Genomic DNA, 15,833 nt, shown 5'->3' with positions numbered 1-15,833 from the left:
CGAAACGGAAAACAGCGCCGTGCAATGCCCGTAATTTCCCTGACTGAAACTGCCTAGGCGGGGTGCGCGGCCAAGTGCGCGAGGTTCTGCAGCATGTCGGTCGTCATCTCCGCCACGCCGTATTCGGGCTTCCAGCCCCAATCGCGTCGGGCGACCGAATCGTCGATGGAGTTGGGCCAGCTGGCGGCAATCGCCTGACGGAAATCCGGCGCGTAGGCCACCTCGAACGACGGACGATGCCGGCGGATTTCCGCCGTCAGCTGCTCCGGCGTAAAGCTCACGCCGGCCAGGTTGTAGCTGCCACGCTCGGTAATGCGCTCGGCGGGGGCCTCCATCAACTCGATGGTCGCGCGCACGGCATCGGGCATATACATCATGGGGAGCGCCTCGTCGTGCTCAAGGAAGCACGTATAGCGCTCGCCTTTCACGGCGGAATGGAAGATGTCGATGGCGTAGTCCGTCGTGCCGCCGCCCGGTGCGGTCTTGTATGAGATCAGACCCGGATAGCGCAGGCTGCGCACGTCCACACCGTGGTGCTCGAAATACCAGCGGCACCAGCCCTCGCCCGCCAGCTTGGAGATACCGTAGACCGTCTTGGGCTCCATGATCGTGCTCTGCGGCGTGTTGTCTGCGGGCGTCGTGGGCCCAAACGCGGCAATCGAGCTGGGCCAGAAGATGCGCTCGAGCTGATGATTGCGCGCGGCTTCCAGCACGTTCAGCAGGCCATTCATATTGAGCGCCCAGCCCCACGTGGGCGACTGCTCTGCGGCCGCCGACAGCGCCGCCGCCAGGTGATAGATCTGCGTGATGCCGTGGCGCTCGATGATCTCGCGTAACTGGCCGCGATCGGTCACATCCAGTGTTTCGTGGCGAATCTGCGGGTGGCGGCCGCGGGGCACCATGTCGCTCGTCACAACGTTGCCGTTGCCGTGGCGCTCTGCCAGCGCGACGGCCAGTTCCGTTCCCAATTGCCCGTTGGCGCCGATGATGAGGATGCGCGGCGCCGTTCCAACATTACCGCTCGTACCGGTGCTCATCAGATGATCCCCAGTTCCTTGCCGGCGGTTTCAAATGCCTTGAGCGCCGCATCGAGTTGCGCACGCTCGTGCACCGCGCTGATCTGCACGCGGATGCGCGCCTGCCCCTTCGGCACGACCGGATAGAAGAAGCCGACCACGTACACGCCCAGCTCCAGCAGACGCTTGGACAGCGCCTGCGCCTTTTGCGCGTCGTACACCATGATCGGCACGATCGGATGGTCGCCCGGCTTGATATCGAAACCCAGTTCGACGATCTTGCGGCGGAAATACAGCGCGCTGTCTTCCAGCTTGTCGCGCAGCGCGGTGTCGGCTTCCAGCAGGTCGAGCACCTTGATGGTCGCCCCGACAATGGACGGCGCCACCGTGTTCGAGAACAGATACGGCCGCGAACGCTGGCGCAGCAGTGCCACCACTTCCTTGCGCGCGCTCGTGAAGCCGCCCGACGCACCGCCCAGGCCCTTGCCCAGCGTGCCGGTGATGACGTCGATCTTGCCGAACACGCCGCGATGCTCGTGCGACCCGCGGCCGCGCTTGCCGAGAAAGCCCGTGGCATGGCACTCGTCAATGCCCAGCAACGCGCCGAATTCATCGCAGATGGCGCGGATCTCATCCAGCCGCGCGATGGTGCCGTCCATCGAGAACACGCCGTCGGTAAACACCAGCTTGAAGCGAGCGCCCGCCGCGTCGGCGGCCTGCAATTGCGCGCGCAGATCGTTCAGATCGTTGTGCTTGTAGCGATAGCGCTGCGCCTTGCACAGGCGGATGCCGTCGATGATCGATGCGTGGTTCAGTTCATCGCTGATGACGGCGTCTTCCGCGCCGAGCAGCGTTTCGAACAGCCCGCCATTGGCATCGAACGCCGAGCCGTAGAGGATGGTGTCTTCCGTGCCGAGAAACTTCGCCAGCCGCGCTTCCAGCGTCTTGTGCAGCTCCTGCGTGCCGCAGATGAAGCGCACCGAGCTGAGGCCAAAGCCGTGCGTGTCAAGCGCCTCGTGCGCGGCCTTCAGCACCGCCGGGTGCGACGACAGGCCGAGGTAGTTGTTGGCGCAGAGGTTGATGACCTCCTTGCCGTCAGCCGTGCGGATCACGGCGCCCTGCGGCGTGGTGATGATCCGCTCGGTCTTGTAGAGGCCGGCCTCCTCGATCGCCTCCAGCTCGCGGCGGATGTGCGCGTAGAAGGCGTCGGTGGCGTCGGTGGCCCCGGTGGCGTCGGCGGAAGCGTTGGCTTGCGTTGTCCCCATGGTGCTGCTCCTGTAGACTGCGTTGATCGATAAATCGAACAAGTTCGATATATCGAATAATTCGTTCAATTTACAAGATACCAACCGATGGCACAAGCCCCCGCCACCGATGCCCTCACTGATGGCCCACCGGCCGTTGGCGCAAAACTGCAGACACTGCGCCAGGCGCGCAAGCTGTCGCTCGATGAACTGTCGCGCCGCGCGGGCGTGTCCAAATCCATGCTCTCGCAGGTCGAGCGCAACCTGGCCAACCCGACCGTCGCGGTGCTGTGGCGCCTGGCCACCGCGCTCGGCGTCGGGCTGGCGGATTTCCTCTCGCCCGAAGGCGCGGCCGATGCGGCGCCCGCAGTGACGGTCATCCCCGCTCACTCCATCCCAGTCATCAAAAGCCCGGATGGCAAGTGCGAATTGAAGATTCTTGGCCCCGTTGACCTCGCGGCGCGCTTTGAATGGTATGAACTGGCAATCCAGCCCGGCGGCGTGCTGGCGTCAGAGCCGCACGAGCTGGGCTCGAAGGAGCACATCTCCGTGCTGAGCGGCACGGTGACGGTGCAATCCGGCCCGAGCGAGAAGAAGGTGCGGCATGGGGAATCGGCGCGCTATCCGGTGGATGTGCAGCACGCCATCTCGAACGCCGGCAAGACGGTGGCGACGGCGTTGCTGGTGGTGGAATACGCGCAGTAGGCGAGGTATAGGCGATACCCCCGCCCTAAACCCTTTCCTTTTGCGCTTCTAGACCTCGTTCGGGCGAGGCAGAAATAACAAATATGTTATTATTCCGTGCATGCCCTACGACATCCTGTTTTACAGCGAGCGCGTACAGCGCAGCATCGAAACTCTTCCGAAAACGCTGTACGCCCGCTTCCTGGCACTTGCCGACCGGATGATCGAACACGGCCCGCATCTGGGTGAGCCACACACCAAGGCAATGAAGGATGGGTTGTTCGAGATGCGCTTGAAAGGCGCCGAAGGGATTGCCCGCGTGATCTATTGCGCAATCATCGATCGGCGCATCGTGATCGTGCACAGCTTTGTGAAGAAGACCCAGAAGACCCCGACCAATGAACTCGCCACCGCACGCAAGCGGCTGCAGGAGATCAAACATGAAGACGTATAAGCAGATGCGGGCACAAGCTCTGGCAGACCCTGAAGTTCGGGCCGAATATGAACGGCTCAACCGTGAGGAATTTGCCTTGCTGGATGAAATGCTGACGGCCCGTGCCGCCGCCGGTCTGACCCAGGCGCAGGTTGCCGAGCGCATGGGCACAAAGGCACCAGCCGTGACCCGGCTGGAACGGGCTATCGCGTCTGGGCAGCATTCGCCCTCGCTCGATACGTTACGCAAGTACGCGGCGGCACTTGGGAAGCGCTTGGAGATCCACTTGATCTGACAAGCCATCCCCCAGCTATACAAGCGCAGCCCGGTTCACTCCCTAAGCTGCTGCCACATGCAACTAAGGCGCGCGCCACACGCGCGGCAGCAGCATGCCAAGCATCAGCCCGCGCAGCGCCATGAAGCCCAGCATCGACAACCACAGGCCGTGGTTGCCCCACAGCGGTTGCAGCGTGATTGACAAGCCCCAGAACGCGGCGGCCGCCACGGCCATCGTCACCAGCAGTTCACGCGTGCGCGTCGCGCCGATGAACACGCCGTCAAACTGGAAGCCCCATACCGACACGACCGGCAGCAGCGCCGCCCACACCAGATACTGACGTGCGGCTTCGCGCACGGCAGGCTGATCGGTCAGCACGCCGATGATGCCGGCACCCGCCAGCGCGTACACGGCCGCAAAGAGCCCCGCGCCGAGCACCGACCAGAACGTCGACACGCGAACCGCCATGCGCAGCGCAGCGCGGTCCCGCGCACCTAGGGCGGCGCCCACCAGCGCTTCGGCCGCGTGCGCAAAGCCGTCCAGCCCGTAGGCCATGAAGGTCAGGAAATTGAGCAGCAACGCGTTGGCGGCCAGCACCACATCGCCCTGCTTGGCGCCCGCATGCGCAAACCAGCCGAAGGCGGCCAGGAGGCACAGCGTGCGCAGGAAGATGTCGGTGTTCAGCCCCATCAGGCGGCGCCATGCGTCGCGTGCGAGCAGTTCGGTGCGGGTGAGCGGCGGCAACCCCATCGGCCGTTGCAGCCAGAGCAGCAACATGCCCAACCCAAACCCGGCAATGTCGGCCAGCGCCGTTGCGGCGCCAATACCGGCGACACCCATGCCAGCGCCCAATACCAGGGTCAGCACCGCGACCATGTTGACGGCGTTGATGAACACCTGCAGCAGCAGCGCGCGCCGCACCTGCTGGCGCCCGAGCAGCGTGCCCAGCACGACGTAGTTGGCCAGCGCAAACGGCGCCGACCAGATGCGCGTGTGGCAATACACCTCGGCCATGCGGGTGACGGATTCGCTCGCGCCGAGAAGCGCCAGCGTGATGCGAATGGCCGGCACCTGCAGCACCAGCAATGCCGCTCCAATGGCGAAGGCCAGCAGCAGCGCGCGCACCACGCTCGCTCGCAACGCCTGCGTGTCGCCCGCGCCGTGCGCCTGCGACACCAGCCCCGTGGTGCCCATGCGCAGGAAGCCAAACCCCCAGAACACGAAGTTGAAGAAGACCCCGCCCAGCGCCACGCCGCCGATGTATTCCGGCCCGGGCAAGTGCCCCGCCACGGCCGTATCCACCGCCGAGAGGATCGGCTGCGTCAGGTTGGCCAGCACGATGGGAAACGCCAGCATCAGCACGCGCCGGTGCCACTGCGCACGTGACGCAGGTGCAACCGAAGTGGCGAAAGAGGACTCCATGGGGACAAAAACTGCGCGGAAGGATGAAAAAGGCGGTGCAACCGCTCACGATTTCGCTATCATTGCGCCCCATTGCGGGCTCCGGAATCGGGCGGCAAGTGCGGCACCCCGCACAACGTCGTCGATGACTATACGCGAATCCCCCCGGAAGACAGACATCGTGTTCTGCCTTTCATCGCGGCCGGACGGGTGCGGTTGATGCTACGCGTCAGCCAGCACACGCATGTCCTGGGCTGGTGACACCCACCACATAGGACGGCGGGCGGCGCCCAAACAGCGTCGCCTCGGTAGAACTAAGCGGACTGGTAAGCAAACCGCGGTGCCCTGTCGAACTTCCGACTCGCCGGGGCGGAGACTCCTCTTGGAAAAAAACGTACAACGCAATCTCGGCGCCTGGGCATTGATGTTGACCGGCTTGGGCTCGATCATCGGCTCCGGCTGGCTGTTTGGCGCCGGCCACGCGGCAAAGGTCGCGGGCCCCGCTGCCATCTTCACCTGGGTCATCGGCGCCGTCGTCATCCTCGCCATTGCCCTGACGTATGCCGAACTGGGCGCGATGTTCCCGGAATCGGGCGGCATGGTCCGCTATGCGCGCTACTCGCATGGCTCGCTGGTGGGTTTCGTGGCGGCCTGGGCCAACTGGATCGCCATCGTCACCGTCATCCCCATCGAGGCCGAGGCTTCCATCCAGTACATGAGCAGTTGGCCCTGGCCCTGGGCACAGTCGCTCTTCCAGCACGGTGAGCTGACGCCGCCCGGGCTGGTGCTGTCGGCAGTGCTCGTCGTGGTGTACTTCCTGCTGAACTACTGGGGCGTGAAGGTGTTTGCCAAGGCGAACAACGCCATCACGATCTTCAAGTTCATCATTCCGGCCGCAACGGCGGTGGCGCTGGTTGCAGCGGGCTTCCACCCGGGCAACTTCGGCACCGGCACGGGCGCCGCTTCGGCAGGACAGGGCTTTGCGCCGTACGGCTGGTCTGCGGTGCTGACCGCCATTGCCACCAGCGGCATCGTGTTCGCATTCAACGGCTTCCAGAGCCCGATCAACCTGGCGGGCGAGGCGCGCAACCCGGGCCGCAACGTGCCCATCGCGGTGATCGGTTCGATCCTGCTGGCCGCGGTGATCTACGTGGCGCTGCAGGTGGCCTTCCTGGGCGCGGTGCCGCCTGAGTCGCTCGTCAACGGCTGGCACGGCATCGACTACCACTCGCCGTTCGCCCAGCTGGCGATTGCGCTGAACCTGAACTGGCTCGCCATCGTTTTGTACATCGATGCGTTCGTGAGCCCCTCGGGCACCGGCAGCACGTACATGGCCACCACCACGCGCATGATCTACGCGATGGAGCGCAACAACACCATGCCGGCGATCTTCGGTCGCGTGCACCCGCTGTTTGGCGTGTCGCGCCCGGCCATGTGGTTCAACCTGGCGGTGTCGTTCATCTTCCTGTTCTTCTTCCGCGGCTGGGGTGCGCTGGCGGCGGTCATCTCGGTGGCGACGGTCATTTCGTACCTGACCGGCCCGATCAGCGTGATGTCGCTGCGCCGCACGTCGCCGCAATTGCATCGCCCGCTGCGTCTGCCGGGGCTCTCGCTCATCGCGCCGTTCGCGTTTGTGTGTGCATCGCTCATCCTGTACTGGGCCAAGTGGCCGCTGACCGGCGAGATCATCGTGCTGATGCTGGTGGCGCTGCCCGTGTACTTCTACTACCAGGCCAAGGCCGGCTGGCCCGACTTCAAGACGGAACTGAAGGGCGCGTGGTGGATGATCGCCTACCTGCCGACCATCGCCGCGCTGTCGTACTGCGGCAGCACGGAGTTCGGCGGCCACGGCTACATCCCCTACGGCTGGGACATGGGCATCGTCGCAGTGCTTTCGCTGTTCTTCTACCACTGGGGCGTGGCCAGCGGCTGGCACACGCGCTACCTGGACGAGGTGGACAGCGTGCATGAAGAAACCGAAGTGCGTGACCGCAAGCGCGCCGCACGCGAAGTCCCGCAAGGCGTCTGACACCCCAGTCGCACGCTGGAAAAAAACGCCCGACCGGTTCTGCCGGCGGGCGTTTTTTCTTGCCTGCGCGCTCCGGGGCACCTGCTCAGCTGTGTGCGCTAGACTGCGCCGCAATCCCCCGGACTTTGCGTACAACCCAACGCCGTTTCATTTGCCCATGACTCGACTCCTCGGCCTGATCCTGATCGCGCTGTCCCTGAGCGCTTGCAGCAAGAAAGAAGAATCCGGCCCAGGCGGCGGTGCATCGCCCGCGATGATGGCTGCCGCGCCCGTAGCTGCGGAAAGCGCCAAGATGGCCGATCGCGCCGAGCAGCGCTTTCTCGCCTACGAACACCGCGTCTCATTGGAGGTCGACGCGCCGCAGCTCGAGCGCCTGTACCGCGAACTGCAGGACGCCTGCGTGAACGAAGCCACGTGGCACTGCACGGTCATGGATGCCAGCATCCAGCTCGAGCGGGACCAGCGCGGCGGTACCGCCCATCTGAATCTGCGCGCCAGCCCGGAGGGCGTGCGTGCCATGCGCAAACGCCTGGCGGACAGCGGTGGGGTCGTCAGCCAGGGCACCCACGTAGACGACCTCGGCCAGCCGATTGCCGAAGTCGGCAAGCGCCTGGAGATGCTGAAGAACTACCGTGCGAGCCTGCTCGACCTGCAGCGCAAGGCGACCAAGGTGGAAGACCTCATCCTGATCGCAGAAAAGCTGGCGGAAACACAATCGGAGCTGGAGGCGGCCACCGGTCAGAACACCCATCTGATGGACCGCGTGAACCGCGAGGTGCTGTCGATCGACCTGAGCACGCGGCAGACGGCAGCGCGCAGCCTGTGGGCGCCCATCGGCAATGCGTTCCGCGAATTCCTGCCTTCGCTGGTGCGAGCCAGCGCGAGCGTGATTGAAGCGGTGGCTTATCTATTGCCGTGGGCGATCGTTCTGTCGATCGTGGTGGCCCTGTTCATCAAGCTGCGGCGCAAATGGCGCCAGCGCAAGACGACGCAGTGAGCCATCGCGCGTGGTGCTAGACCGTGGCGGGTTGACTTTGTGGCTCGCCCACCGCCGCGGCGGCACCTTGCACACGCTCCACCGCCTCGAACAGGGCGCGGATGTTGGCCGCCCCAAACCCACGCGCACCTTGGCGCTCGATCAGTTCGAAGAAGAACACCGGCTCCGCCGTGCGCGACGGCGCCAGGAAGGACTGCAACAGCAGGCCGTCGGCATCGCGGTCGGCCATGATGCCGAGGGCCAGCGCAGCATCGCGCGGGACCGGGCAGTGCCCGATGCGCGCCAGCATGGCGTCAAACACTTCCGGCATGGAGCCCGCGAAGTTCACCTCGTGGCGTTTGAGCGCCAGGCTGTGCGCCAGCAGTGCGGGCACACGCAGCGCCACGTGCTGGATGCCCGCACCGCCGTGCACGTCGACAAAGCGGTGCAGTTGCGTCGTCTGGCTGCTGGCTGTGGGCATCGACAGCACGAGCTTCACGCTGCCGCTGGCGTTCTGCAGCACCGTGTTGATCATGCCGAGGCTGCGCGTCTGGATATGCTCGGTTTGCGTGACATGCAAGCCAAAGCCCGCTTCGTAACGCGCAACCGTTGCGCCCATGGTGCCGCAAGGCAGGCACAGCGCGAGGTGGTCAAGCCCCTGCGTTGCATCGAAGGCGGCATCGCCGGCGGCAGGTTCGCGCTCGACCAACGTGTGCGTGACATGGCCGATACCGCCCACGCGTGCCATACGCACAGGACGCTCCCCTTGCGGCGTAGACACGAGGCCCCAGTGCGGCGGTGCCAGATCGGCAGCGCCTGCACGCACGGCGCGCCCATGCGCGACGGCAACGTCATCGACCCCGAACATCACGTCATTGACGACGATTTCGTCGGGACGCGGCGCCGTGGCGCGACCTGGCTCGACCCGCAACCACGCATCGCCGCCCACCCGCCCCACGCCGCTCGCGGGGGCCTGCAGCGTGCGCAGGAAATCGCGGGACCAGCTCGGGCCGCTGACCGATACCGATGCCACTGACGCTAGTGTCATGACCGTCTCCTGACGCCGTGCAGGCGTCGTCCTGGGTGATGGGGGTGGGGGATGAATGAAAACGCTTGGGGAAACCGCCCGCCGCTTCAGTATCGGAACGCGATCGCACCCGACAACTACGGGCCGGCGTATGCCAATGCGCCCGGTGGTGCCTGCAGGCACGGCTTCTCGGGGACGCGCGTGGCGCGCGGCGGCAGGAACGCATCCGTCACCGCGGCCGACCATGCATGCGGCCGGCGGACGATGCCGTGCCGCGCCAGCCACGCGGCGTAGCCCGACATGAGCGAGGCATCGTGCCGGCCCCAGACGCCATCCCTCAGCCACGTGGCCGACACGGCGCGCAACGATCGGGCAATCGTGGTGCGCGGGAAATACGGGATCACGCGCTCGAACAGCGGCAGTGCGCTGGCTGGATCTGCATGGGCTGCGGCAAACCCGCGCGAGGCGGCTGTCAGCAAACCGCTGACCACGCCCGCGTTCCGCGCCAGCCAGCGGGCATCCGCAGCCAGCAGGTAGCTGTGATACGACGGCGCGCCGATCTCGTCGATCGGCCAGACCTGGCGGTGCGCATCGGGCAAGGTGGAAGGCATCACGCCTTCCCACGCCCAGTAGCTGCCGAAGCTCGCATCGGCCGCGCCGTCACGCAGTTCATCGAAGGTCAGCTCACGCACACCGGCGTCGACCAGCTTCACGGCATCGGGATCGCCGCCATCTGCGCGAACGATGTCGGCCAGCAAGGCGCGCGCACGCACCGTGGGGTTGAGCGCCACACGGCGCCCACAGAGATCGCGCGGGCGGGTGATGCCGCGCCCGCGTATCGAATGGATGGCCTCGAGGCTGCGCTGGTTGACGGCGGCCACACCGCAGACCGGCTCGCCCGTCTCGAAACGGGCCAGCACGCGCCGGGTCGGGCATACGCCCAAATGCACATCGCCACGCATGACATGATCGAGCGTGTCGCCTCGGGCGTCGTCTCGCACGACGATTTCCACGTCCAGCCCCGCACGCGCAAACCAGCCCTTGGCGCGCGCGAGGTAAAACCCGGCAGCATTCGTCCACGGGTGAAAGTACTCGAGCATGAGGCGAACGTGCTGCATGGTGCGAACGGCCGATGGCCAAGTGGACAACGGCCCCAGTGTGCGAGCCGCGACTGCCACCGCGTACTACGTGGATTGTGCAAACGGCGCGCGCGTCCTACGAGTCCATCACGGAAACTCGATGGAACCTCGTTGCCCAGGCAGCGCTGGGGCGCGAGCCCTCAGGCGATGCTGCTGCGCGACGGCAGGCGCCGTCCTAGTCGGAAGCGGCCTTGATGAAATCGATGAACGCCCTGAGGGGCGCCGGAACAAGGCGCCGCCCGGGATAGTAGAGATACGGCCCCGGGAACGGCCGCCACCAATCCTCCAGCACGGGCTCGAGCGCACCGCTCGCCAGGTGGGGACGCAGCCAGTCTTCATACAGATGAACAACGCCCACGCCGGCCAAGGCCGCGTCCACGACAAGATCGGTCGCGCCGCCAATGCGGACGAGCAGCGGGCCCGACGGTTCCACCCGAACCACTTCACCATCGCGCTCGTATTCCCACGGCGGCATCGCACCGCTTGCAAACTTGCCGCGCAGGCAGGCGTGGCCGAGCAGGTCGCGCGGATGACCGGGCCGGCCGCGTCGATCGAGATAGCCGGGTGCCGCTGCCGTTGCAAACCGCTGGGACCGCGGGCCAATCGGCACGGCGATCATGTCCTGTTCGAGCCGCTCGTCGTAGCGAATGCCCGCGTCGAAACCTGCAGCCAGGATGTCGACAAAGCGCTCTTCGGCCACGACCTCCAGCTGTATCTCGGGATAGGCGTCGAGAAAGCCCGGGATGATGGCGGGAAGCACCAGCCGCGCGGCGCTCATCGGCACATTGAGCTTGAGCGTGCCGGCAGGCCTTTCGCGAAAGCTGTTGACGACATCGAGCGCGGCTTCCACCTCGCTCAAGGCGGGGCGCAGGCGACTCAGCAGACGCTGCCCCGCTTCAGTGGGTGAGACGCTGCGCGTCGTGCGGTTCAGCAGGCGCACACCGAGTTGCGTCTCCAACCGCCGCACCGCCTCGCTCAGCCCGGATGCGCTCGCGCCCATCAGCCTTGCGCCTTCGCGGAAGCCCTTGGCCTGCGCCACCGCCACGAAGGCATTCAGGTCACCCAGATCGACTTTCATTGTTCGCCTTTTCGCACAACCCGTGCGGATTATGTCCCCTTATCGCGCAAAGAGGTTGCGCCTACTCTGCCGTCATGCCCTTTTTTTTCGTCGATCCTCGACACAGGAGTGTGACCATGTCTCTCATCATTCAGTCCGGCACGTTTTCCATCGGCGGCCACCCGGTGCATCGTCTCGGCTATGGCGCCATGCAGCTCGCAGGCCCCGGCGTCTTCGGCCCGCCCAAGGATCGCGACGCGGCGCTTGCCGTATTGCGCGAGGCGGTGTCCTCGGGTGTCAACCATATCGACACAAGCGATTTCTACGGCCCGCACGTCACGAACCAGTTGATCCGCGAAGCCTTGCATCCGTATCGCGACGACCTGCTCATCGTCACCAAGATCGGTGCCCGGCGTGATGCGAAGGGTGCGTGGCTGCCGGCGTTTTCTGCGCAGGCGCTGACCGAAGCAGTGCACGACAACCTGCGCAACCTCGGCCTGGATGTGCTGGACGTGGTGAATCTGCGGATCATGTTCGACACGCACGGCCCCGCCGAAGGGTCGATCGAGGCGCCTCTCACGGCCCTGGCCGAACTGCAACGGCAGGGGCTGGTGCGGCATATCGGGCTGAGCAATGTCACGGCCAACCAGATCGCAGAAGGACGGCGGATCTGCGAGATCGTCTGCGTGCAGAACCACTACAACCTCGCCCACAGACACGACGACGCGCTGATCGACGCACTGGCCCGCGACGGCATTGCGTATGTCCCGTACTTCCCGTTGGGCGGGTTCAGCCCGCTGCAGTCGTCCACGCTCAACGCTGTCGCAGCGCGGCTGGGTGCAACACCGATGCAGACCGCACTCGCCTGGCTGCTGCACCGGTCGCCGAACATCCTGGTGATCCCGGGCACCTCGTCGGTCGCCCACCTGCGCGAGAACGTGGGCGCGGCGGCGATGACGTTGCCGCAAGACGCGATGCGCGAACTCGACACCGTCGCACATGCCTCGCACCTGGCGGCGTGATTCTGTGCATGGCGCCGCCGCGCAATGTCAGCAGCAGCACCGGTCGATTCTGCTCAGGTGCTGCACTATCATTGCCGACGACCTGACTGCGCGGGACCATCATGGAGCTTCGGCATCTTCGGTATTTCATCGCTGTGGCCGAGCTGCGCAGCGTGCGGGCCGCTTCGGAGCAGTTGCACGTCACGCAGCCGGCCATCTCGCGCCAGATCCAGGACCTTGAAGACGCCATCGGCGCAGCGCTGTTCGAGCGCACGCCACGCGGCCTGAAGCTGACGGCGGCAGGCACTGCATACCTTGATGAAGCGCGCGACATCCTCACACGCGTCGATGCAGCAAACCGCCTGGCGCGGCGCATTGCAGATGGCGTGCATGGCCAACTGCGGCTCGGCTTTGTCGAGAACGCCGCGTGGATCGGCATCGTCTCGCAGGCATTCAGCGCCTTCCAGCAGACCGCGCCCGACGTCGCGCTCGAACTCACACCCATGAATACGCCGGAGCAATTTGAGGCGATTGCAGCGGGCCAGCTCGACGGCGGCTTCTGTTACCGCCTCGGCACGTTGCCGCAGGGCATCGCCGGCGTGCCCGTGCTGCAACAGAACGTCGTGCTGGCGGTGCCGCAGTCGTGGTCTCTTGGCAGCGAGGACGCGGTCCTCGCCAGCGAGCTTGCCGGCACGCCGTTCGTCGCGTTTCCGCGCCGCATTTATCCCGCCTACTACGACCGGCTCCTGTCAGCCTGTGCCGAACGCGGACTCACGCTCGATATCCGCCAGGAAGCATCGACGGAAACCGCCATCCTGTCGCTTGTATCTGCCGGCATGGGCGCGGCCATCGTCAACGCCGCCAATCGTCATCGGCCACCGGCCCGCGTGCGCTTTGTCGAACTGCGCGATCTGTCGGTGCCGCTGCCGCTGGAATTCTGTTTCCTTTCGGCGCACACCAACGCGGCACTCCAGCGTTTTATCGCGCAGCTGCAGTAGCCCCCGGGCGCGTTCCGAGCGCGATGCCTGCAAGGCATCGGCCGCCGCAGAAATCGGCATTGGCCGCGCTTTCCGGCGTCGGCGATAGTGAAGACACCTCGTCTTCACGCTTGCCGCCATGACAACGTCTGCCTCGCTCATCGCCACCGACATCGACTTCGAACGCGTCGGCTTCCAGACCGGAACGCTGCGCCTGCCGTGGTCACATGACCGCTCCGCCTACGGGCATATTCCGATCCCCATTGCGGTGTGCAATGCCGGCGAAGGGACCGGCCCGACTGTGCTGCTGACTGGCGGAAATCATGGAGACGAATACGAAGGCCCCGTCGCCCTGATGAAGCTGCTGCAGCGGCTGCCGTCCATGGCGACGCGCGGCCGCCTGATCGTGATTCCGGGGCTGAATTTCCCGGCCTTCCTCAACGGCTCGCGCACGTCCCCCATCGACCGAGGCAACCTGAACCGCATGTTTCCCGGTGCGCGCAACGGGCAGCCGACCGAAATGATTGCGCACTATGTCGAGACCGAACTGCTGCCGCGCGCAGATGTCGTGATCGACCTTCATGCGGGCGGCGCATCGTTCGATCACCTGCCAACGCTGCTGGCGTCCCCGCCGGCGCACGGTGAACAACGCGCGCTGTACCTGGACCTGGTGCGCGACTTTGGCGCACCGCACACCATGATCATGGATCTGCTTGGCGAAGACCGGACCTTCGCCGCTGCCGCCGAACGCCACGGCAAGCTGTTCTTCTGCGGAGAGTTTGGCGGCCATGCCGGCTGCGACGCCGGCAACCTCGCGATCGTCGAAGCCGGCCTGCAGCGCGTGCTGCATCGGCTTGGCGTGATGCCGGAGCCAGCGGTTTTAGCGCCGAAACCGACACGCTTTCTGCGCGTGGAGGGTGCGCGCCACTACGTGTATGCACCGCATGCGGGCGTCTTCGAGCCGACCTTCGCGCTGGGCGACCAAGTCCGCGCCGGTCAACTGGCGGGGCGCCTTTTCGACCCCCACCGCCCCTGGGCGGCCCCCGAGAGCATCACGTTCCGCGGCGACGGCACGGTCATGTGCATGCGCACGTTTGCACGCGTGGAGCCGGGCGACTGCATCGCCCTGCTCGCCTCGGAAGCCCATCTCGACTGAGCGGGCAGCCATTCGGTTGACCTCGCCCCATAACAATACGGAGACCACGATGCGTACCCAGACCCTTTCAACGGAGCCGCCCGACGACGTTGCGCCGCTGCGTGTGGCCGGCAATGTCGGCCACCCTGTCTACATCGTCCTGCTGTTCTTTGTGTGCTTTGCCTTCTCGTACCTGGACCGGCAGGTCGTCAGCATCCTCGTGCAGCCGATCAAACAGTCGCTTGCGCTGAGCGACACGCAGATCGGCTTGCTGCAAGGCTTCTCTTTCACGATGTGCTATGCGACGGCGGGCGTGTTTGTCGCGCGACTTGTCGACCGGGCCAATCGCGTCAAGTTGATCGCAGCGTGCATCGCCATCTGGGCGATCTCGACGACCGCATGCGGGTTCGCGACGAACTTTCCGGAGCTGCTCGTGGCGCGTGCCGGCACCGCCATTGCCGAAGCGGCGTTAAGCCCCGCTGCACTGTCGATCTTCAGCGACATCTTTGCGCCGCGCCGCGTCGCGCGTGCCAGCAGCGTCTTCATGCTGGGGCCGTACGTGGGCGGCGGCCTGGCGCTGTTTGGCGGCGGCATGCTGTTGTCAGCGGCCGCGGCCGGCAGCGGAAGCGCCTGGCTGGCGGCGCACGACATCGCGCCGTGGCAAGCGGTGTTCATTGCGGTGGGCCTGCCAGGGCTCGTGCTGGCTGCGCTCGTCGCCCTCACCGTGCGCGAGCCGCAGCGGCGCGAAGTGCAGGCCCACGCCGCGCGCGCCGAAGACGAGGTGCCATCGCTCAAGGACGTGCTGAGCGAGCTGTTCGTGCGCAATCGCTTCTGCCTGGCGTACTTTGCCGCGTATGTCGCGCTCATCACGCTGTTCTATTCGCACGCTGCATGGTTTCCGACACTGCTGATGCGCCGGTTTCATCTCGCGCCCAATGTGGTCGGCCAGATGGCGGCGCCCGCTTACATGATCGGTGGCATGCTCGGGGTCGCGTGCGCCGGCATGCTGGCCACGCGCGTGACTGACGAGACGGCCTTGCGGCGCGTATTGGCCTTCTCGGCCTGCGCTGTTGCGATCTTGGTGCCAGCGGCCATCGCGATGCCGCTGGTGGGTGAGAGCGGCGTGGCCGTGGTGCTTTACGGCGCCTGCGCGTTTGCCGCCAGCATTGCGATGGGCCTGGCGCCCGTGCCGCTGCAAATCGCCATGCCAAACCGCATGCGCGGCCGGTCGCTCGCCTTGCTGGTGTTCATGACCAACGCGATCAGCGGAGGCGTCGGGCCGCTGTCGGTCGGTTACCTGAACGAGCGCCTGGGGCAAACTGGCACCAGCTTGGGCATGGCGCTAGCGCTGGTCGGTGGTTTGTCTGCGCTTGCCAGCGCGGTGCTTTACACCATCGCAACGCGGCGGGTGCCGCCTGCCAGCCGCAAATGATTTTC

Annotated in this window: 15 protein-coding genes; 9 read left to right on the top strand and 6 right to left on the bottom strand. The window is 65.8% G+C overall.

All coding sequences use genetic code 11. The features are described from left to right. Positions 1 to 53: 53 nt before the first annotated feature. Positions 54 to 1,037 (bottom strand): NAD-dependent epimerase/dehydratase family protein, encoded by a 984-nt coding sequence (locus ABIC76_RS05725; protein ID WP_354533265.1) that lies wholly within the window; start codon positions 1,035 to 1,037, stop codon positions 54 to 56. Beyond that, a complete protein-coding gene (gene kbl / locus ABIC76_RS05720; RefSeq protein WP_354533264.1) occupies positions 1,037 to 2,281 on the bottom strand; it encodes a glycine C-acetyltransferase in 1,245 nt (414 codons plus the stop codon). Before kbl ends, ABIC76_RS05725 begins: the two co-directional genes overlap by 1 nt. Positions 2,282 to 2,368: 87 nt before the next feature. Here kbl and ABIC76_RS05715 point away from each other — a divergent pair, with 87 nt between their 5' ends. From ABIC76_RS05715 to ABIC76_RS05705, 3 genes are all read left to right on the top strand, one after another. After that, the gene (locus ABIC76_RS05715; protein ID WP_009240078.1) at positions 2,369 to 2,965 is read left to right on the top strand and encodes a helix-turn-helix domain-containing protein; all 597 of its coding nucleotides are present in this window, start codon (positions 2,369 to 2,371) and stop codon (positions 2,963 to 2,965) included. A 100-nt stretch (positions 2,966 to 3,065) separates the two neighbouring features. Next, positions 3,066 to 3,398 (top strand): type II toxin-antitoxin system RelE/ParE family toxin, encoded by a 333-nt coding sequence (locus ABIC76_RS05710; protein ID WP_354533263.1) that lies wholly within the window; start codon positions 3,066 to 3,068, stop codon positions 3,396 to 3,398. Next, complete coding sequence (locus ABIC76_RS05705) at positions 3,385 to 3,672, top strand: helix-turn-helix domain-containing protein (RefSeq protein WP_102065511.1); 288 nt, start codon at positions 3,385 to 3,387, stop codon at positions 3,670 to 3,672. The genes ABIC76_RS05710 and ABIC76_RS05705 overlap by 14 nt, the downstream gene beginning before the upstream one ends. A gap of 63 nt (positions 3,673 to 3,735) precedes the next feature. Here the strand turns inward: ABIC76_RS05705 and ABIC76_RS05700 are convergent, their stop codons facing one another. Further along, entirely contained in the window at positions 3,736 to 5,076 is a 1,341-nt protein-coding gene (locus ABIC76_RS05700) for an MATE family efflux transporter (RefSeq protein WP_354533261.1), read from the bottom strand. Positions 5,077 to 5,437: 361 nt separating this feature from the next. Here ABIC76_RS05700 and ABIC76_RS05695 point away from each other — a divergent pair, with 361 nt between their 5' ends. Together ABIC76_RS05695 and ABIC76_RS05690 are read left to right on the top strand one after the other, a co-directional pair. After that, entirely contained in the window at positions 5,438 to 7,084 is a 1,647-nt protein-coding gene (locus ABIC76_RS05695) for an APC family permease (protein WP_354533260.1), read from the top strand. Positions 7,085 to 7,241: 157 nt separating this feature from the next. Further along, the gene (locus tag ABIC76_RS05690; RefSeq protein WP_180815210.1) at positions 7,242 to 8,081 is read left to right on the top strand and encodes a DUF4349 domain-containing protein; all 840 of its coding nucleotides are present in this window, start codon (positions 7,242 to 7,244) and stop codon (positions 8,079 to 8,081) included. A gap of 16 nt (positions 8,082 to 8,097) precedes the next feature. Here ABIC76_RS05690 and ABIC76_RS05685 read toward each other — a convergent pair whose 3' ends face one another. The 3 genes from ABIC76_RS05685 to ABIC76_RS05675 all read right to left on the bottom strand — a co-directional run bounded on the left by ABIC76_RS05685 (position 8,098) and on the right by ABIC76_RS05675 (position 11,304). Then, on the bottom strand, positions 8,098 to 9,108 hold the full coding sequence (locus ABIC76_RS05685; RefSeq protein WP_354533259.1) for a VOC family protein: 1,011 nt from the start codon (positions 9,106 to 9,108) through the stop codon (positions 8,098 to 8,100). A 116-nt stretch (positions 9,109 to 9,224) separates the two neighbouring features. Continuing rightward, positions 9,225 to 10,205, bottom strand: a complete 981-nt coding sequence (locus tag ABIC76_RS05680; protein ID WP_354533258.1) for an ABC transporter substrate-binding protein — start codon at positions 10,203 to 10,205, stop codon at positions 9,225 to 9,227. A 196-nt stretch (positions 10,206 to 10,401) separates the two neighbouring features. Next, positions 10,402 to 11,304 carry a LysR family transcriptional regulator gene (locus ABIC76_RS05675; RefSeq protein ID WP_354533257.1) on the bottom strand — a complete coding sequence of 301 codons (903 nt, stop codon included), beginning with the start codon at positions 11,302 to 11,304 and terminating at the stop codon, positions 10,402 to 10,404. Between the two features lie 116 nt (positions 11,305 to 11,420). Here ABIC76_RS05675 and ABIC76_RS05670 point away from each other — a divergent pair, with 116 nt between their 5' ends. The 4 genes from ABIC76_RS05670 (at position 11,421) to ABIC76_RS05655 (ending at position 15,828) form a co-directional block, all read left to right on the top strand. Next, on the top strand, positions 11,421 to 12,305 hold the full coding sequence (locus tag ABIC76_RS05670; protein ID WP_354533256.1) for an aldo/keto reductase family oxidoreductase: 885 nt from the start codon (positions 11,421 to 11,423) through the stop codon (positions 12,303 to 12,305). 101 nt (positions 12,306 to 12,406) lie between these two features. Continuing rightward, complete coding sequence (locus ABIC76_RS05665; protein WP_354533255.1) at positions 12,407 to 13,282, top strand: LysR family transcriptional regulator; 876 nt, start codon at positions 12,407 to 12,409, stop codon at positions 13,280 to 13,282. 118 nt (positions 13,283 to 13,400) lie between these two features. Further along, entirely contained in the window at positions 13,401 to 14,417 is a 1,017-nt protein-coding gene (locus ABIC76_RS05660) for a succinylglutamate desuccinylase/aspartoacylase family protein (protein ID WP_354533254.1), read from the top strand. 49 nt (positions 14,418 to 14,466) lie between these two features. After that, the gene (locus tag ABIC76_RS05655; RefSeq protein WP_354533253.1) at positions 14,467 to 15,828 is read left to right on the top strand and encodes an MFS transporter; all 1,362 of its coding nucleotides are present in this window, start codon (positions 14,467 to 14,469) and stop codon (positions 15,826 to 15,828) included. Positions 15,829 to 15,833: the final 5 nt, after the last annotated feature.

Origin of the sequence: Ralstonia sp. 1138 (assembly GCF_040544795.1) — a bacterium.
GTDB lineage: Bacteria > Pseudomonadota > Gammaproteobacteria > Burkholderiales > Burkholderiaceae > Ralstonia > Ralstonia flatus.
The sequence above is the reverse complement of the archived record's forward strand: the minus strand, read 5'-3'. Positions and strand labels throughout refer to the sequence as shown.